General features: G+C 63.2%; 7 protein-coding genes. 3 read left to right on the top strand and 4 right to left on the bottom strand.

The window, feature by feature from the left end; genetic code table 11:
* Positions 1–128: 128 nt before the first annotated feature.
* The gene (locus M2401_RS33880) at positions 129–13,028 is read right to left on the bottom strand and encodes a non-ribosomal peptide synthase/polyketide synthase (RefSeq protein WP_259111341.1); all 12,900 of its coding nucleotides are present in this window, start codon (positions 13,026–13,028) and stop codon (positions 129–131) included.
* Between the two features lie 193 nt (positions 13,029–13,221).
* Positions 13,222–13,455, bottom strand: a complete 234-nt coding sequence (locus tag M2401_RS33875) for a DUF6124 family protein (RefSeq protein ID WP_259111338.1) — start codon at positions 13,453–13,455, stop codon at positions 13,222–13,224.
* 542 nt (positions 13,456–13,997) lie between these two features.
* On the opposite strand from M2401_RS33875, the gene M2401_RS33870 reads away from it, so the two are divergent.
* Both M2401_RS33870 and M2401_RS33865 read left to right on the top strand, forming a co-directional pair.
* Positions 13,998–15,239, top strand: coding sequence for an OprD family porin (locus tag M2401_RS33870; protein ID WP_259111336.1), 1,242 nt, complete (start codon positions 13,998–14,000; stop codon positions 15,237–15,239).
* Between the two features lie 27 nt (positions 15,240–15,266).
* Positions 15,267–16,868 carry an argininosuccinate lyase gene (locus M2401_RS33865; RefSeq protein ID WP_259111334.1) on the top strand — a complete coding sequence of 534 codons (1,602 nt, stop codon included), beginning with the start codon at positions 15,267–15,269 and terminating at the stop codon, positions 16,866–16,868.
* Between the two features lie 99 nt (positions 16,869–16,967).
* On the opposite strand, the gene M2401_RS33860 is transcribed toward M2401_RS33865, so the two are convergent.
* Positions 16,968–18,194: a cation:dicarboxylate symporter family transporter gene (locus M2401_RS33860; protein ID WP_259111332.1), complete on the bottom strand. Its 1,227-nt coding sequence runs from the start codon at positions 18,192–18,194 to the stop codon at positions 16,968–16,970.
* A gap of 132 nt (positions 18,195–18,326) precedes the next feature.
* Between M2401_RS33860 and M2401_RS33855 the strand changes: the two genes are divergently transcribed.
* Complete coding sequence (locus M2401_RS33855) at positions 18,327–19,268, top strand: LysR substrate-binding domain-containing protein (protein ID WP_259111331.1); 942 nt, start codon at positions 18,327–18,329, stop codon at positions 19,266–19,268.
* A gap of 90 nt (positions 19,269–19,358) precedes the next feature.
* Here M2401_RS33855 and M2401_RS33850 read toward each other — a convergent pair whose 3' ends face one another.
* Positions 19,359–20,321 carry a threonine dehydratase gene (locus M2401_RS33850; RefSeq protein WP_259111330.1) on the bottom strand — a complete coding sequence of 321 codons (963 nt, stop codon included), beginning with the start codon at positions 20,319–20,321 and terminating at the stop codon, positions 19,359–19,361.
* Positions 20,322–20,538 lie beyond the last annotated feature (217 nt).

The following is a 20,538-nucleotide window of genomic DNA, read 5'->3' as shown; positions in this document are numbered from 1 at the left end:
TGAAAGTTGGGTTACCGGCGGCCAGCGCTGCCTGATTATCAATACGAGTGGTAAATGGAAAAATTAAGCGTGATCCGCGATTGTCTGCTCCATGGCTGCCGATCCTGACCGACAGCCATGGCCTTGCCTCACAGCGCCTCCAATCGCGCCATCAGATCATCGATGCGACTGACCTTTTGCTCCGTCAACGCACTGCCGCCCAATTGCTCGATATGCCGCGCCAGTTCCTGCACGGTGCTGCACTCGAACATTGCCCGCAGCGGCACACTGCGCTGCAAGGCCTGCTGCACCCGTGAGGCGATCTGGGTCGCCAGCAGGGAATGGCCGCCGAGATCGAAGAAGTTGTCGGTGATGCCGACCCGCTCCACATCCAGCACCTCGCCCCAGATACCGGCCAGGGTGACTTCCAGTTCACTGGTCGGCGCCTGGTACTGTCGGGCACTATTGAAAGCCAGGGCTGGCAGGGCCTTGCGGTCCAGTTTGCCGTTGGCATTGAGGGGCAACTGCTCCAGGGCCTGCCAGTGGCGCGGCACCATGTATTCGGGCAGGGTCTGGGCCAGATGACGCTTGATGGCCTCGAAGTCGGCCGGCGTATCACTAACCACGTAGCCCACCAGATACTGCCCGGCCGCCGCACTCTGGGTGGTGACTGCGGCGTCGCGAACCTGGGGCCATTCGCGCAGCCGCGCTTCGATCTCACCCAGCTCGATGCGGTAGCCGCGGATCTTCACCTGATGATCGACGCGGCCGACATATTCCAGCACGCCGTCACCGCGTCGCCGCGCCAGATCGCCGCTGCGGTACAGGCGCTCGCCGTCCGCGCCGAAGGGGTTGGGCAGGAAACTGGCAGCCGTACGAGAAGGGTCGCCGAGATAACCGCGCCCTACCCCGGTCCCGGCAATGAACAGTTCGGCGTCGGCCAGCAGCGGCACGGCGTGCAGTTCATCGTCGAGCAGGTACAGCAGGTTGTTGTCCGTCGGCGTGCCGATGGGCAGGTAGCTGCCGTTGCTGGCCGCTTCGTCGACCTGGAACAGCGCCACGTCATCGGAGCATTCCGCCGGGCCGTAGGCGTTGACCAGGGTGACGCCGGGATAGCGCTGCAACCATTGCCTGGCCAGGGCGGGCGGCATGGCTTCGCCGGTGGGCAGCAGCCAGCGCAGGCTGTCCAGTTCGCCAGTGGCTTCGGCCAGCAGGCCCTGGATCAGTGAGGGCACGCTTTCCAGCACGCTGATACCGGTGTCACGCACATGCTGCAAGAGTGCCGCCGGGTTGTGGGCAATGCGATCCGGGACGATGTCCACCCGCGCCCCACACAACGCGGCGGTGAGGAACTGCCAGACCGAAATATCGAAACTCTGGGAGGCGGTCTGGGCGATCACATCCGCTTCGCTCAGGCGCAGATACGGCACCTTGCTCAACTGGTTATTGAGCATGCCCGCCTGCTGCACCGCCACGCCCTTGGGTACGCCGGTGGAGCCAGAGGTATAGATCACATAGGCCAGGTGCTGGCCGGTAACGGCAATGCCCGGCGCCCTGTCATCGCCCGTACCTTGCTGCACGTCTTCCCAGACCAGCAGTTGTGGTCGGCCACCGGAGCAACTGAATTCTTCCAGCAATTGTTCGGCCTGCTCTCGGCAGGCGGCGCTGCACACCATTACCCGGGTACCGCTGGCCTGGATGATCCCTGTCAGGCGCTGCCGAGGATGCGCCGGATCCAGCGGCACATAACCGCCACCGGCCTTGAGGCTGGCGATGATCATGCCCAGCAGCGGCAGACCGCGCTCGGCCAGCAGCGCCACTGGCTGGTCCGGCTGCACACCTGCCGCCAACAAAGCATTGGCCAGACGATTGGCGCAGTTGTCCAGCTCGCCATAGCGCCACTGTTCACCCTCGCAAGTCGCGGCGATACGCTCGGGATGAGTCGCCACACGAGCTTCGAACAAGGGTACATAGCCCTGCTGCAACGGGTACTCCCGGGCGCTGCGGTTGCACTCGTCAAGAAGGAATCGCTGCTCTTGCACGGCCAGCAACGGCAAGGCGCTGACGTCCTGCTCGAAGCCATCGACCAGGGCCAGAAGCAGGCGCTGGAAGTCACCGAGCAGGCGCTCGATGGTTGCCTCGTCGAAGAAGCGCCGGTCATAGGACAGGTGCAGACCCAGATCATCGCCGGGGTAGCAGACCACAGTCAGCGGGTAGTTGGTGTGGGTCCGACCGGAACCGGAGCGGGCCTTGAGGCCTTCGGCACCCTCCAGCACCGTGGCGTCCACCGGTGCGTTTTCGAACACGAACAGGCTGTCGAACAGCGGTTGGCCCTTGGGCAGCTCGCTGCACTCCTGGATGCTGACCAAGGGCAGATGCTCATGCTCGCGCAACTCCAGATTGCGTTCGAACAGCTGCTGCAACCACTGCCGCACACTCAGGCGCTGACCTGCGTCGGGCAGGGAAACCCGCAGCGGGATGCTGTTGATGAACAACCCTACGCAGTGCTGCATCTGCGGCAGGCTGGCCGGACGCCCGGCCACGGTGACACCGAACAGAACGTCGCGCTCGCCGCTATAGCGTCGCAAGATCAGGGCCCAGGCGGCCTGAGCGAAGGTGTTGACGGTCAGTTGATGGGCCTGGGCCAGTTCGCGCAGGCGCGCGCCCTGCTCGGGCAACAGGCGGCTGTGCCGATCGCCGACCTGCATGCCGCCGTTGTCGTGGAGAATCGGCCGATCACTCGGTATGAAGGTCGGACGGGCAAACCCGGCCAGGCTCTGGCGCCAGTACTGCCGGGAGTTTTCCAGGCCCTGATGGTGCAGCCAGGCGATGAACTCACGGTAGCGCGGCGGCGTGGCCAGCGGCGCCTGGCACCCCTCACCCAGGGCCTTATAGATGGCCATGAAGTCACCCATCATGATCGAGCGGCACCAGGCATCGATGAGAATGTGGTGGTTGCTCATGATGAACCAGTGGCGATCCGGTGCCAGGCGGATCAGGCGCAGGTGTAGCGGTGGCCGCTCCAGCAGGGTGAACCCGGCCAGGCGCTCGCGCTCCAGCAGCACTTGCAGGCGTGATTCGTGCTGATCGGCAGGCAGTTGACTCCAGTCGAGGAACTCAACGCCATCGCCATCACCGCGATGGATGATTTGTAACATCTGCTCACCGGCGCTCCAGCAGAACGAGGCGCGCAGGGCTTCATGCCGCGCCACCACGGCGCGCCAGGCCGCCTCGAAGCGCGGCACATCCAGCTCGCTATCGATGCTGTAGCGGTCCTGCATGAAGTAGATGCCGGTGCCCGGCTCCAGCAGGGTGTGCAGCAGCAGCCCCTCCTGCATCGGCGTCAGTGGGTAAACGTCGTCGATGGCATGGAACGGCAGTGGCAGTGCATCCAGTTGGTCCTGGGACAGTCGCGCCAGAGGGAAGTCCGACGGCGTGATACCACCGTTCTGCGGTTGCAGGCAGTGTTCGATCAGTGCCCGCAGGCTGCGTTGGTAGGCCTGGGCCAGTTGCTCGATGGTCTCGGACTTGAACAGGTTCTCGCTGAAGGTCCAGCGCAGCGTCAGCTCACCCCCGTAGACCTGGCCGTCGACACTCAGCCAATTGGGCAGCGCAGCATCGCCAGCGTGCTGGGCGCCACCGGCCTCCGCCAGCGGGCGCAGCAGCGTATCGTCGGCAAAGCCCTGGTCGAACTGCCCCAGGTAATTGAAGGTAATCCGCGCTTCCGGCAAGACGGCCATGGCCGCGCGGCATGCGTCATCCGCCAGATAGCGCAGGACGCCATGCCCAAGGCCCTTGTGCGGCACGCGGCGCAGTTGCTCCTTGATCGCCTTGAGGCTGTCGGCGCTATCGGTCGCCGGGGTCAAGTGCAGTGGATAGGCGCTGGTAAACCAGCCGACGCTGCGGCTCAGGTCCAGATCGTCGAACAGCTCCTCGCGGCCATGGCCTTCCAGCTGCACCAATGCCGACGCCTGGCCAGTCCAGGCACAGAGGGTCTGCGCCAGAGCGGTCAGCAGCAGGTCCTCGACCCGGGCACGATAAGCCTGGGGCGCCTGTTGCAGCAGCTGTCGGGTCGCCTCGGCATCGAGACTCAGGCTGACACTGCGGGCATCTCGTTGCAGATTGCTGCCTGCAACGAAGTCCCAGGGCAAATCGCCGTTGGCGCCGTGCAACTGGCTTTGCCACCAACCCAGTTCTTCGCGCAGAGACTCGCTGCCGGCATAGGCCTGCAGGCGTTGCGCCCAGTCGCCCACGGCGCTGGTCTTGGCGGGCAACTGCAGCGTCTGGCCCTGCTCCAGTTGCCGGTACAGGTTATGCAAATCTTCCAGCAACACACGCCAGGACACGCCGTCCACGGCCAGGTGATGAACCACCAGCAACAGCCGGTCCGGGGTTCCGGGCACCAGCAGCGCTCGCACCAAAGGGCCATACTGCAGGTTCAGGCTTTGCTGCGCCTGCTCGAACAGCTCAAGACGCTGCTCCGCAGTCTCTGCCCCACCCACGCGCAGAAGAATCTGCCGGGTATCCGGTTCACGGTACTCGGCCTGCCACTGGCCGTGCAGGTCCTCGACGAAACTCAGGCGCAAGGCATCGTGATGGGTGACCAACGCTTGCAGAGCCTGCTCCAGCAGCGCCGGTTGCAGGCTGTGGCTGGCACCCAGCAACACCGACTGGTTCCAGTGCTGTGGTGCCGCCAGCTGCTGTTCGAAGAACCAGTGCTGGATCGGCGTCAGGGCGCTGGCTCCGGTCATTGGGCCCTGATCAATGATGTGGCGCTCGCTCAATTGCGCCGCCAGGGCCAGGGTCCGCACGGTCTGATGCTGGAACAGGTCCTTGGCGCTGAAGTGAATACCGGCCTGACGGGCACGGCTGACCACCTGGATCGACAGGATCGAGTCGCCGCCCAGGGCAAAAAAGTTATCGTCGATCCCCACCCGTGCCACGCCCAGCACGCCCTGCCAGACCTCGGCCAACCCGCGTTCGATGGCGCTGCCCGGTGCCTGATAGGCCTCTTGCCGGCTGCTCAAGTCCGGCATGGGCAACGCGCGGCGGTCGAGTTTGCCGTTGGCGGTCAGCGGGAAGGCATCGAGAATGATCAGGTGCCCAGGCACCATGTGCTCCGGCAATCCGCCGTGCAGATGGGTCTTGAGTTGTTCGATCAAGCGCTCCTGTGCCAGGTTTGATGAAGCCAGCAGATAACCAACCAGCTGCTTGCCGCTCGGCCCGTCCACAGCCAGCACCACGGCTTCACGCACCTGCTCATGGGCCAGCAGGCGTGCTTCGATTTCGCCCAGCTCAATACGGAAACCACGGATTTTCACCTGATGGTCGATGCGCCCCAGGTATTCGAATTGGCCGTCGGCGTTCTGTCGCACCAGGTCGCCGCTGCGGTACAGCCGTGCGCCACTGGCAGTAGCGAACGGGTCGGCGATGAAGCGCTCGGCACTCAACCCGGCGCGACCGTGATAGCCGCGGGCCAGACCGTAGCCGCCGATAAACAACTCACCCACCGCACCGGCGGGCACCTGGGCCAGATCAGCGTCCAGTACATACACCTGGCGGCTGCCGACTACCGTGCCGATCGGCACATTAAGCGCCTCACGGGGCAGCGCCTCGGGCACCGCACAGGCCAGAGGCATGACCACGGTTTCCGTCGGACCATAGGCGTTGAATACCGTCTGCGGGGTGAAGGCTGCGTGCAGAGCGTGCAGGTGCTCCGGGGTCAGCGCTTCGCCACCGGTAATGCACAGGCGTACCGGCAGTTGTTGATCATGGCTGCGCAACCACTGGGCCAACTGGCCGCCGTAGCTCGGCGTGAAGCCAAGCACATTGATACGGTGCTGGCGGATCAGCCCGCAGATCGCTTCGGCATCCCACTGCCCTTGTTCGCGCAGTACCACCTCGGCGCCGAATAATAACGGCACGAGCAGGCGCTCACTGGCGGCATCGAAGTTGATCGAATAGAAATGCAGTTCGCAATCCTGTGGTGTGGTCGCGAACAGCTTGCCCACCGCCAGGCAATGCATGGCCAGAGGCCCCTGCTCCACGGTCACGCCCTTGGGCAGGCCGGTGGAGCCAGAGGTGTAGATCATATAGGCCAGATGCTGCGCCTGGCTGCGATCGGCCGGGTCGGTATCGGCATAGCCTGCCAGCGCCGCGCCGTCCTGCTCCAGGCTCCACGAGCGCACCGTTGCCGGCAGCGGACCTTGGGCGAACAGTTCGTCGTGCCCGAGCAACACGGCTATACCGCTGTCTTCGATCATGTAGCGCAGACGTTCGTGAGGGTATTCCGGGTCCAGCGGCACATAAGCACCGCCAGCCTTGAGGATCGCCAGCAGGCCCACCACCATGTCCAGGGAACGGCGTAAAGCCAGGCCGACACGAATCTCCGGGCCGACGCCCAGCTCAATCAGGCGATGGGCCAACTGGTTGGCCCGGGCGTTAAGTTCGGCGTAGCTCAGGGACTGCCCGGCGCAGGTCACTGCACGCTTGTGCGGCGTGCGCAGGACCTGCTGCTGGAACAGCCCCTGCACGCTGCCTGCCGGTTCGACCAGAGTGTCACCGCGACCGGCCTCGACCAACGCCAACTGCTCGCCCTCACTGAGCAAGGGCAACTCACTGAGGCAGCAATCCGGTGCAGCGAGCATGCCCCGCAGCAGGCGCTGCCAGTGCTCGGCCATCAGGGCGATGCGTTCGGCGTCGAACAGATCGGTGCTGTAGGTCAGGCAGCAACGCAATTGGGCGTCGAAGTCGGTGACTTCCAGATTGAGGTCGAACTTGGTCGCCCTGGCATCGTTGACCAGATAATCGACCTGCACGCCGCCGGCCAGTTCGCGCTGCTGCTGGAACTCCCAGCGCTGCACGTTGCACATCACCTGGAACAGCGGATTCCAGCCGGCACTGCGTTGCGGCTGCAAGGCCTCCACCAACTGGTCGAACGGCACATCCTGATGGGACTGGCCATCGATCGCCACCTGGCGTACCTGCTCCAATAGCTCGCTGACACGCATCTGCCCGGTGGGCCGGATGCGCAGCACCTGGGTATTGAGGAACGCACCGATCAGCCCTTCGCTTTCCGGACGGATACGGTTGGCCAGGGGCACACCGATGCGTAGATCGTCCTGGCCGCTGTAGCGATACAACAGCACTGCCAAAGCGGCAGTCATGGTCATGAACAGGGTCAGGCCGCGCTCCCCGTTGAAGCGATTGACCCGAGCAGCCAAAGCGGCGTCCAGTTCGAAGCGGTGCAGCTCACCGTTATGGCTCTGCACGGCAGGTCGCGGGCGGTCGGCGGGCAAGGCCAGCAACGGTTGCTCGCCGCCCAACTGCCCGCGCCAATAGTCCAGCTGGCGCTGCATCTCGCCATCTTCCAGCCATTGGCGATGCCAGGCGCTGTAGTCCAGGTACTGCACCGGCAACGGCGGCAACGGCGACTCGCGCTCGCCGACAAAGGCTTCGTACAGCGCGCCCAACTCTCGGGCGAAGATGTCCATGGCCCAGCCTTCGGTGACGATATGGTGCAGGGTGATCAGCAGGTGATGTTCGCGCATGCCGCTCTTGACCAGGCACACCCGCAACAACGGGCCGTGCTCCAGATCGAACGGGGCGTGGGCCTGCTCCTCGGCGAGGCGTTCGATGCTGCCCTGGCGCAGCGACTCGGCCTGGGCAGATAGATCAAGGCACTGCATGACCACATCAGACTGCCCCGACACCTGCTGCCAGGGCCTGCCGTCTTCGGACGGGAAGCTGGTGCGCAGGCTTTCGTGGCGATGGATCAATGCCTGCAGGGCGCGTTCGAAACACTCCACATCCAGCACCCCGCGCAACCGCGCCATGCCGCCGACGTTATACGCCGGGCTCTGCGGATCGAGCTGCCAGAGGAACCACATACGCTGCTGGGACCAGGACAGCGCCACTCGCTGGTTGCGGTCAACCAGGGCAATGACGCCCTGGCTGTCAACCTGTCCTTCGGCCTTGGCCCGGGCCACCCAGGCGGCGAAATCCACCAGGCGTCGGGACTCGAACAGGCTGCGCAACGGCAGCTCGACAGCAAAGGCCTGACGGGCCCGGGAAACGATACGAGTGGCGAGCAGCGAGTGACCGCCCAGCTCGAAGAAATCATCGTCCAGACCGATACGCGGCAGTTCCAGCACCTCGGCCCAGATAGCCGCCAGACGGGTCTCGACCTCATCACGAGGCGCACGCCAGGCCCGCTCGGCGATATCCGGCTGCGGCAGCGCACGGCGGTCCAGCTTGCCGGTCGGGCCAAGGGGCAAGGCTGGCAAGCGCAGGACATGACTCGGCACCATGGGCTCGGGCAAGGCGTCCTGCAAGGCACCACGGATGCGCGCGCTCAGGACTGCCGGGGTTTCTTCTCCGTCCACCACGACATAAGCCAGCAGTTGCCCGCCGCCTGCGCCCTCGCCGAGGATCACCGCCGCCTGATGCACGCCGGGTTGTTGCAACAGGCTGTGGCGAATCTCTTCCAGTTCGATGCGCACACCGCGCAGCTTGACCTGCTCATCCAGGCGCCCCAGGTATTCCAGGGCACCGTCGTTGCGCCAGCGCGCGACATCGCCGCTGCGATACAGACGGCCACCCCCTTCGGCGGGCAGGAAGCGGCTGGCAGTCAGGCCCGGCTGGCCCAGATAGCCGCGGGCCAAGCCCGAGCCGCCCAGCAACAATTCACCCTTGGCCCCGAGCGGTGCCAGTTGCCAGTCACCTTCGCGAATCTGCGTCACCACATTGCTCAAGGGGCGGCCGATGGGAACGCGTGCGCCCTGCTCACCCGTGCACGGCCAATGGGTCACGTTGATTGCGCTTTCGGTCGGGCCGTAACGGTTATGCAGCGCCACGGCCGGCAGCCGCTCATGTACCCGGCGGCAAAGGTCGGCAGGCAAGGCCTCACCGCCGCAGAACAGCAGGCGCAGACTGCTGCATTGCTCGATGCCAACCTCTTCGACAAAGAGCTGCAGCAACGGCGGCACGAAATGCAGCACGCTGACGCGGTGCTCCTGCACCAGTTGCAACAGGCGCTGCGGATCACGGTGCTCACCTGGCCCGGCCAGGACCAGGCAACTGCCAGCCATCAACGGCAGCAGGCACTCCCACACGGACACGTCAAAACTCAGGGAGGCCTTTTGCAGCAGTACGTCATCTTCGCTGATGGCGTATTCATTGAGCATCCACTGCAGGCGCTCAGCCAGGGCGCCGTGGCTGATACCGACGCCCTTGGGCTGGCCGCTGGAGCCGGAGGTATAGATCACATAGGCCAAATTGTCCGGATGCAGAACCAGGGCGGGCGGCGCATCACTGCCCTGGGCCTCTGCGACATCGTCCAGCGCCAGGATCGCCAGGCCGTCAGGCGCGCCAAACGCATCGAGCACCTGCTGCTGACCGATCAGCAAGGCAATGCCGCTGTCCTTGATCATGTAGCCAAGGCGCTCACGAGGGTAGTCCGGGTCCAGGGGTACATACACAGCACCGGCCTTGATGATCGCCAGCAAGGTCACCATCATCTGCGCCGAACGCTCGGCCAGCACTCCCACGCGCACTTCCGGGCCAATGCCCAGGGCGCGCAGGCGCTGAGCCAACTGATTGGAGAGACGCTGCAGTTCACCATGGCTCATGCGCTGCTCGCCACACACCAAGGCCGTTCGGGCGGCAACGCTCAGGAGCTGGGCGCTCAGGCGTTCGGGCAACAGCCAGCCCGGCGGCAGCTGCGGGTTTTCACCCCAGGCCTGCAACTGGCGGGTCTGAGCATCGGCGAGCAATTCCACTTCACCCACAGCCTGCTGCGGTTGCAGGCACAGCTGGGTCAGCAGGTTGGCGAAATGCCCGGCCAGACGCTCGATAGTCACGGCATCAAACAGCGCCACGGCGTAGTCGAATGACAGGCGGATGCGCCCCTGCTGATCCTGTTCGCTGTGCAACTGCAGGTCACACTTGGCCTCGCGGCTGTGCCACGGCAACTCTTCGGCAAACAACCCCGGCAGGCGGCGCAGGGCACTGGTGTCACGTTGCAGATGGTTGAACATCACTTCAAAGCCAGCGGCATCACCCAGGGCAGCACTGACCTGTTCGTAGTCGATGCCCTGATGGGCCTGGGCCTGCAACACAGCGCTGCGCACCTGTTCAAGCAAGCTGTCGAAACCCTGGCGGCCATCGATCCGGCTGCGCAGCACCTGGGTATTGATGAAGAAGCCGAGCAAGCCCTGGCTTTCCAAATGCTGACGGTTGGCACTGGGCACACCGACACGGATATCGCCCTGCCCGGTATAGCGGTGCAGCAGGACCTGGAAAGCCGCCAACAACAGCATGAAAGTGCTGACGCCCTGGGCTTTGCCCAGTTCCTGCAAACGAACGCACAGCCCGGCATCAAGGTTCAGGCTCAGGCGCCGGGCGGCAGACGGCAACAAACCGCGGGGATGATCCAGGGGCAGCGCCAGGGGTTCGCGTTCGCCGTCCAGGGTGCGCCGCCAATAGCCGAGCGCCGGGCCTTGATCGATGGCGAGCAGCTCCTGACGTTGCCAGGCCAGGTAATCGGCCAGGCTCATGGGTAATGGCGACAAAGCATTACCGGCGTACAACCGGGCAAACTCATCCAGCAGAATGCCGAACGACCAGCCATCGGCAACGATGTGATGCATCGTCACCAGCAGCAGGTGATCCTGTTCACCCAGGCGCAGCAGGCGTACCCGCAGCAACGGGCCCTGCTCAAGATTAAACGGCGTCGAGGCCTCGCACTCCTGAATCACCCGGGCATGCTCCTCAGCCAAGGCATCGCCGGACAGATCATCGAACTGCAGGCTCCAGTCGGCGCGCTCGCCAATACGCTGGAAGCCGACGCCATCCTCCTGATAGAAACGCGTACGCAGGGTTTCATGACGTTCGATCAAGGCATCAAAGGCATCGCTCAGTGCAGCCTGATCCAGCTCGCCGCGCAGGCGCAGACCACCGGGTACGTTGTAGGCGGCGCTGTCAGGACTGAGCTGCCAGATGAACCACAGCCGGCTTTGCGCGGGGCTTTGCGCCAGGGCCTCGCCCGGTTGCGCAACAGCTCTGGCCACGACTGCAGCCTCACCGTTTTGCAGCGCCTCAACCGCCGCCGTGAAGCCAAGCAGATCCGGGGCCTCATAGAGGGTGCGCAGCTCCAGGGCGATGCCCAGTTCATCGCGCAGTTCGGCAATCATCTGGATCGCCTGAATCGAGTTACCGCCCTGGCTGAAGAAACTGGCCTGGGGCGGCACGCTGTCGAGCTTGAGGTATTCACCCCAGAGCCGGGCAATGTGTGCCGACAGGGTTTCGCCGGCTTTCTCGGGTGTATCGCCCGGCTTATCCCCCACCCGCCACTGCGCCACACAGGGCAGGCTGCCGTCGCGCCACTGCGTGGCACAGGCCGAACGCTGCAACTTGCCGCTGGAGGTCTTGGGCAGGCTGCCCGGTTCGATCAGCGCCACAACCACCGGCGATTCGCGATGCACCTCGGCGACTGCGGCGCGAATCTGCTCGATCAATTGTTCCAGAGGCTGCTGTTTCTGCGTGCGCCGGCCCACTTCGGCCGCCACCGCAAAGGCCTCGACACCCTCGTGTTGCAGGGCAAATACCGCGACACGACCCTTGCGCACCACAGGCACATGAGTCTCGACGGTGCGCTCGATATCCTGCGGGTAGAGGTTCTGCCCGCGAATGATCAGCATGTCTTTGAGCCGGCCACTGACATAGAGCTGGCCCTCATGCATGAAGCCCAGGTCGCCGGTGCGCAGCCAGGTGCGTCCGTCGCGCTGGATAAAGGCCCGGGCACTGGCCTCGGGGTTGCGCCAATAGCCCTGGGCGATGCTCGGTCCGCTGCTGCAGATCTCGCCGACACGGTCATCGCCCAGCAGCTCGCCGCTGCCGGTGTCGATGATCATCAGCGGGTGGTCGGGCTGCGGCCAGCCGCAGCTCATCAGCTTCACACCCTGACCGGGTAATACACAGTGCGTAGCCAGTGCATCGGCATCCAGCGCCAAGGCATCGATACCCTGCCCCGGGTGGCTGCCGGTGACGAACAGCGTCGCCTCGGCCAGACCATAACTGGCCAGGCAGGCCTCGGCCTTGAAGCCGCAGGCGGCGAAGCGTCGGGAGAAGTCGTCGAGGCTGTCCTGGCGAATCAACTCGGAGCCAGAAAACGCCACGCGCCAACGACTGAGATCAAGCCCGGCCAGCTTGCTTTCGGCAATCCGCTCATGGCACAGGCGATAGGCGAAATCCGGGCCGCCGCTGACGCTGCCGCCAAAACGGCTGATCGCCTCCAACCAGCGCAGCGGACGTTCAAGAAAGTACTGCGGCGACATCAACACCACCATGACGCCGCTGTAGATCCCTTGCAGCAAGCCGCCGATCAGGCCCATATCGTGATAGAGCGGCAGCCAACTGACGATGACGTCGTCAGGGCCGATGCCATAGCCCTGGCGAATCAGCCACTCGTTGGCTTCCAGATTGCCGTGACTGACCTGCACGCCCTTGGGTGCCGAGGTCGAGCCGGAGGTGTATTGCAGGAAGGCGATGTCTGCGGCATGCGGCCCTTGCGCCCGCAAGGCCTGCCCCGGTTCTTCGATCAGTTCGTCCACCGCCAGCAGGCCGGGCATCGACACGTCACACTCAAGGGCGGTGGCGCTCAGGCTTGGCAACAACTGCGCGCTGGTGAGGATCAGCAACGGCTCGGCGTCCTCGATGATCGACAGCAACCGTTCCAGATGCTGCGGGCGCATGGACTCCGGTGGATAAGCCGGCACCGCGACGACCCCGGCATACAGGCAGGCAAAGAACGCCGCCACGTAATCAGGGCCGCTGGGCAGCAACAGCAGCGCTCGATCACCGGCCTCGGCCCGCTCCATCAGGGCGGCGGCGATGACCCGGGACCTGGCATCCAGCTGACCATAGGTCAAGACGACGCCGTCTGCGCTGTGCCCGTCAAGAAATCGCAGGGCCGGCTCATCCGCCCGCAAATCGGCATGCCGCATCAGTGCGTGAGCCAGAGAAACCGGGCGTTCGAAGAAATTGGCCATCGCTGTATCTGTCCTCATTCCATGCTGGGGAGACGGGCCTCCAGAGGGGAGGCAACCGCTTTTTCATAGGAACGAAGACGGGTGGCGAGGGGGGAAAATTAGCGGGAGGTGGTGTCGGGTCAGTCCTGACGCCATTGCGAGCGCTTCGCACTCGATCGCCACCAAGGCGGCTCCCACGGGGACTGATTTCAATTCAGGGGACGGTGCTTTGTCCAAACCTGAGCGCCATGGCTTCGATGACCAATTGCGCGGCAGCGATCTGATGCAATGCCGAGCGCGCTAGAGGCCGGTATTCCGCGGTGCTGTTGTCAGCGCTTTCGTAGACGATAGCGGCTGCGCTGGCGAGGAATTCAGAGGCGCAGGCAAAGGCGTCTTCGGTTTTGATATCGGGATCGAGGATGAATGGATTTTTAATAAATTGGTTCATGGCAACTCCGTGTTGGTTGATGCCACCCTGTCGCGACTAAACAAATAGGTGGCGGCTGTGCACGGGTTAGTCGACCGGTCGGAGCACCCGGCGCACCCAAAGGTGCCCCGCACACAGCCACCATGGACCATCACGCTATGAACGCTGATGGCTATGGGACCACTTGCAACCGAGACGGGCGACTAAACCCTGTCGTTGACCTCAACGACAGGCGGCAAATTAGCCGCACCATCAGGCATCTACAAGCGGCTGCAGAGCATATCGAAAAACTTCAGAAGCGTCCTACAGGCTTTGGTTTTAAAGGCTTACAACTATTGCCAGTTGTAAAAGCTGCCAGCTAATACCTCGGACAAAATCCGTGGGCGCCAGGAACGGCCCTGGCAGGATATCCATATATAAAAAATATCGAATCAACACTAACTATATATTTTTAATCCGCAACTTATGGCGCTAGGATTTTCGCCGTGAACGGAGCCCAAGGGTTTTCCGCTTCACGGCAAAACAAAACCAATAAAAATCAGCTGTGCCATAAGGGAATAAAAATGCAAAAGAGCCCTGTCTCTCTCGGCCTCACTTCGGCCGCTCTCGGCCTGAGCCTCGCCATGCCCGGTTTCGCGGAAGCTGACTTTTTCGAAGACAGCAAGGCGGATCTGGAATTTCGCAACTTCTACTTCAACAGCGATTACCGCCAGGACGGCGCCGCCCAGTCCAAGCGCGATGAATGGGCCCAGGGCCTGCTGCTCAACTACGAATCCGGTTTTACCGAGGGCACCGTCGGCTTCGGTGTCGATGCCATCGGCCTGCTCGGCCTGAAACTGGACTCCGGCCCGGACCGGCGCAATACCGGCCTGCTCCCGGTCGGCAGCGAAAAAGCCCCCGATGACTACAGTCGCGCAGGCGTGACCGCCAAGGCGCGTATCGCCAAGAGCGTGCTGCGTATCGGCACCCTGTTGCCCAAGCTGCCTACCGTGCTGCCCAACGACGGTCGCCTGCTGCCGCAGACCTTTCGCGGCGGCCAGTTGACCTCCAAAGACATCGACAACCTGACTGTCAACCTCGGCCGCCTGACCAGCAATACCGAGCGCAACGACAGCGGCCACGAAGACATCACTGCCGAAGCCAAGGGCATCAAGGGCGGCAAGCCCACTGACAAGTTCGACTTCGCCAGCGCCAGCTACGCCTGGACCAAGAGCCTGACCACCTCCTACAACTACGGCGGTCTGGAGGACAATTACAAGCAACACATTGCCACCCTGACTCACACCTTCCCGTTCGGCACGTCGCAATCGTTCAAGAGTGACCTGCGCTACGCCCGCTCCCTGGCCGACGGTGCCAGCAACGTCGACAACACCGCCCTGGGCGCGCGCTTCACCTATGGCATCAGCGGTCACGCCTTTGGCCTGGCCTACCAGCGCATGGATGGCACCACCGGCTTTCCGCACCTGGCCGGTACCGATTCGTACCTGGTCAACTACGTGATGATTTCCCCGGACTTCGCCAACCCGCAAGAACGTTCCTGGCAGGCGCGCTACGACTATGACTTCGCCACAATCGGCCTGCCCGGCCTGACCTTAATGACCCGCTACCTCAAGGGCGACAACTTTGCCCGGGGCAACAAGGAAGGCACCGAGTGGGAACGCAACACTGATATCGGCTACGCCTTCCAGAGCGGCCCGTTGAAGAACCTTGAGCTGAAGTGGCGCAACGGCAGTTACCGCAGCAACGGCGGCAACAATATCGACCAGAACCGCGTCATCGTCAGCTACACCCTGCCCCTGCTGTAAACATTTGCCCAATGCCGGAGTCCTGAAATGCCCACAACAAGAAAGACCCTGATTCACCTGGCCGTCGCCATCGCCCTGACGGCCAGTTACGGCGCCTACGCGGCCAACACGGCCGACCTGCCCTGCGCCACCACCGAACAGTGCGCAGCCCAGGCGGCGAAGATCGGCGCCTCGGTGGTCAAAGCCAAGGGCAAGGATGACAAGGCCGAGAGCCAGTTCGCCTGGCTCAACCGCATCAACAAGGCGTCCATCGTCATGCTCACCGAGGAAGGCATCGTCAAGCCGGAGATGGGCCAGAAGATCGCCGGTGGCGTGCGCTACGCCATCGAACAGGGCGATAAGCCCGACGGCAAGCGCCCCAGCGACGTGCTGCAACTCGAACAGATCATGACCGACAAGATCGGCCCGGAAGCCTCGCTGATTCACTCCGGGCGCAGCCGCCAGGACATGCTCGCCACCTACCGTCTGGCCAAACTGCGCTCGGACGTACTGGCCTACAGCGAAGCCCTGAACGCCACGCGCAAGCGTCTGCTGGACCTGGCCGACAAGAACGTCGACACCCTGATTCCGGCGTACACCAATGGCGTGCAGGCCATGCCGATCACCTACGCCCACTATCTGCTGGCGTACGAAGCCGCTTTCGACCGTGACGGCCAGCGTATCCGCGAGCTGTACCAGCGCCTGAACCAGAGCCCCATGGGCACCGCCGTACTGGCCAACTCGGCCTACCCGCTGAACCGTGAGCGCATGGCCGAGCTGCTGGGCTTCGATTCAGTACGGGAGAACTCGCTGGATTCGAGCCAGGTGTCGACCTATGACATCCCTATCGAGGCGGCAAACGCTGCGGCCTCATCGGCCATTCGCATCGGCGCGCTGATCGGCGATATCCATACGCAATATCATCAAATCCGCCCGTGGCTGCTCCTCGATGAAGAGTCCACCTACACCAGCAGCGCCATGCCGCAGAAGCGCAACCCCGGCCTGCTGATGCGTGCCCGCGAGACCGCTTCCGATGTGGTCGGCCTGGCCCAGACCGTGACCCTGCGCGCCCATAACGTTACCACCGGCATGACCGACTACAAGTTTGCCTTCGACTCCCTGGGCGTCTTTGACTCGACCAAAGAGATGTTCAGCGCCATGAACGCGGTGCTCGATGCCCTGCAGGTCAACCCGCAGCGCGCCCGCGAAGAACTCGAAAACGAATGGACCACCTCCATGGAGCTGGCCGACACCTTGGAACGCACGCAGAAAGTGCCGTTCCGCATCGGTCACAGCTTCGCTTCGCTGATCGTCACCGAGGCGCGCAGCGAAGGCATGACGCCCAAAACCTTCCCTTATGCCGATGCGCAGAAGCTCTATACCAAGGCCGCCGACAAATACGAATGGAAGCCCAATACCCTGCCGCTGGACGAAGCCACCTTCCGCGCCGCGCTGTCGCCGGAAAACATGGTCAAGACCCGCAAAGGCACCGGCGGCCCGCAACCCCAGGAAGTGCAGCGCATGCTCACAGAAGCGCACAAGACCCTGGACGCCGACCAGACCTGGCTGCGTGAGCGTCGTGACAAGCTGAATCAGGCCGAAGGCAATCTCAATCGTGCCTTTGACAAGCTGGCGCCGGCCAAGGGCTGAACAATCACCGCAATGACGCGGTAAATCGTAGGAGCGGCTTCAGCCGCGAGGGCGCCCTCCCGGCTAAAGCCGGTCCTACGGTTCTGCGCAGCATCCTCGTCAGGCTTGTACAGCCAATTCCTTACACATCACCGGCCTGTCCAGCGCGTTCTGCCAACGGGCAATGGCCAGGCAAGCCACGCAATTGCCCAGCACATTGGTCAGCGAACGGCACTTCATCAGGCGCTCGACCCCCAGCAGCAGGCCAACACTCTCCAGCGGCACCAGATGCAGCAGATTCAGCGTGGCAATCAGGGTCAGGAACGCCGAGCCCGCCATGCTGGTGGAGCCCAGGGAGGTCAGCAGGGAAATCAGCAGCAGGGTCAACAACTCGGCAGCGCTCAGGTCGATCCCCGCCATCTGCGCCAGAAACAGCACGGCGGTGGTCAGGTAAACGTTCGAGCCGCTGAGATTGAAGGTGTAGCCCGTGGTCAGGATCAAACGGACCAATTGCTGATCGCAACCCAGCTTTTGCATCTTGTCGATCAACCCCGGTAATGCCGCTACCGATGAGCCGGTAAAAACAACCAGCAGCAGCTCGTCCTTGACATAAACCACTAACCGCCACAGCCGCGCCCCGGCCAGCCTGGCGACGGTCGCCAGTACCAACAGCATGAACAGCCCGCAGGCCAGGTACATCACCGCGACAAACTTGAACAGCGGCAGCGCCGCCGCCGGGCCGAACCGGCCGATGCTGAAGGCCATGGCACCGAAGGCCGCCAGCGGTGCGAAGCGCAGAATCACCCGCAGGATCCGGAACAGCAGCGCGACAGCTTTTTCCAGGAAGGCCCGTAACTCATCCCCCCGCTCGGTACCGCCCAAGCGGCCAACGACAGTGCCGAACAGCAGCCCGGCAAGCATCACCTGCATGACCAGGCTTTGGGTGAAGGCATGGGTGACCACCGCACCGACGGACGCCCAGGAAAACCCGGCATCCAGCAGCTGCGCAGGCGCGACTGCAGGACCGTGGCTAAAGGCGGTATGGGCACCAGGCTTGAAGGCCAGCGTCACCACACAGCCCAGAGATAACGAGATCAGGCCCATGACCTGGAAATACATAAAGGCCTTGCCCACCAGCCCCCGCTGCCGGGTTTGCAGCCCCGCCACACCGGAGGACACCAGCAGGAACATCATCCACGGCATGAACCAACCGATCACGCGGATAAAGCCGTCGCTCAAGGGTTTCATATCGATGGCCAGAAGGGGATCGAGCACGCCCAGCAGCACACCGCAGACGATGGCCAGAATAATTTGCAACGTGGGGCTATTGAGAAGCCTGAGAGGCATCGACGCTCCGAATCCATCTATTTATTGTTATGGGCATGCCTTGTCAGGGACTACCTGATTGGGCACGCTGGCCGGTCAATGCCTGGCTTGAGCGGGCGCCAATAATAAAACTTCGCAGCGGGACAGACCACCATGGAACTTCGTCATTTGCGCTATTTCGTCATGGTGGCCGAAGAGCGACACTTCACCCGCGCCGCCGCGCGCCTGAATATCCAGCAACCACCCCTCAGCCAGCAGATTCGCATGCTCGAGCAGGAGCTGGGCTTCGATCTGTTCAAGCGTCATCCCAAGGGTGTGGACCTCACAGCCGGTGGCCTGGTGTTCCTTGAGGAAGCACGGGATATCCTCGCCCGGGTCAGCGAAGGCGCGCTCAAGGCGTCCCGCGCCGCCCATGGTATCGAAGGTCAATTGAGCATCGGCTTTACCAGCTCGGCCTCGACCCATCCGCTGATTCCGCAAATCATTCGCGCCTATCGCGAGCGCTACCCCGCCGTTGCAGTTTCACTCAAGGAAGGCAGCGCCGAACAACTGACCCATGATGCCATCGAGGGCCGCGTAGACGTCGGCATTCTTCGGGCGCCGGTGGGTGATCACCAAAGCCTGCAATTCCATCGCCTGTTAAATGAGGAAATGCTGCTGACCCTGCCCACCGGGCATCGGGTGCTGGCCGGTCATGATCCACAAACGGCGCCGCCGGCCATTGCCCTCGGCGAGCTGGCCAACGAGCCCTTTATCCTGGTCCGTCGCCCCGGCGCGCCGGGCATGTACGCCAACCTGATCAAGGCCTGCCAGAACGCCGGGTTCAACCCGAAGATTGCCTTCGAGGTCGAGCGCATGCTGACCAATATCAGCCTGGTAGCGGCAGGCGTCGGCATCTCCATCGTCCCGGCCTCGATGCGCGATGTGCATCGGCAAAGCGTGGTTTACTGCCCGATCCGCGAAGCTCGCCCGCGCCTGCATGCGCCGATTACCCTGGTCTGCCGCAGCTTCAATCCGCTGCCGCCTTTGCAGAACTTCATTGTGTTATCTCGGGAGTTGACCGGGCGTAGCAGACGAAAAGCTTCGGGGATTTAGGGGCTACTTGTGGGACCGGCTTCAGCCGGGAAGTGCCTATTCCCGGCTAAAGCCGGCCCCACAGGATGCTCATGCATATTCACTGGCTCATCAATTCTGACTCACCACCCGCGCATACACCGGCATATCGATATTGCCCCCGGATAGAATTACCCCGACCTTCTTCCCCGCCATCGCCTCACGCTCCTGCATCAATGCTGCCAGCGCCGCCGCGCCTGCACCTTCAGCCAGGTTATGGGTGTCGGTGTAGTACACGCGCATGGCTTCGGCGACCTGTTCGTCACTGACTGCCACTATCCGCTGCGCCCCTGCCGAGTACACCGCCAGGGCCTCGGGCACCGGTTTGCGTACCGCCATGCCGTCGGCAAAGGTATTGGCCGATGGGGTTTGCTGCAGGGTGCCGCTTTCGAACGAACGCTTGGCGGCATCAGCTTCGGTGGAGACCACGCCGACCACTTGGGTAGAAAGACCCAAGGCATCCCGGGCGGCGATCACGGCGCAGATGCCCGAGCCGCAGCCGATGGGCACGTAGACGGTGTCGAGATCCGGCACGGCGCTGAACAGTTCCAGGGCATAAGTGGCCACGCCCTTGACCAGTTCCCGGTGATACGGCGGCACCAGATACAGCGAGTGCGTCTCGGCCAGGCGCGCGGCTTCTTCCCGGGCTTCGTCGAAGTCGCGGCCACACTCGATGACCTCGGCGCCAAAAGCGCGCATGGCGTTGTTCTTTTCCACGGAATTGTTCTGCGGCACCACGATCAGCGCCCGCAGGCCCAATGCACTGGAGGCCAACGCAAGGCTCTGGCCATGATTGCCCCGAGTGGCGCTGACAATACCGCTGATCTGCGGCTGGGTGCGCTTGAGCCAATGCAGAAAAGTAATGCCGCCCCGCACCTTGAAAGCGCCGGTCGGTGTGTGGTTTTCATGCTTAACCCACACAGTGCAACCCAGGCGCCGGGCCAGCAACGGCCAGACATATTGGGCAGTGGCAGGCATCACCTGGTACACCTGGCGGGCTGCATCTTCGATATCGTCGCGAGTCAATCCGTGCATGGCAGTGTTCTCTGGGGTTTTGCCCAGTCTAGGCAGGGAGTGGGGATGCTGGCTTTCAGAAAACTGACCTGATTGTTACGAGTTGGCATATCGAGCACGACGTCGTAGGAGCAACTGTCTTTAGTGCCTTTGATCACGACTAATTACCTCAGGGCGTCGTAAGTCCTGCCCCGCCGAGCAAGTCGGTGTCTTTCTGGCCTCAGCAAGGCATCGACGG

Source organism: Pseudomonas sp. JUb42 (assembly GCF_024807945.1).
Lineage (GTDB): Bacteria > Pseudomonadota > Gammaproteobacteria > Pseudomonadales > Pseudomonadaceae > Aquipseudomonas.
The sequence above is the reverse complement of the archived record's forward strand: the minus strand, read 5'-3'. Positions and strand labels throughout refer to the sequence as shown.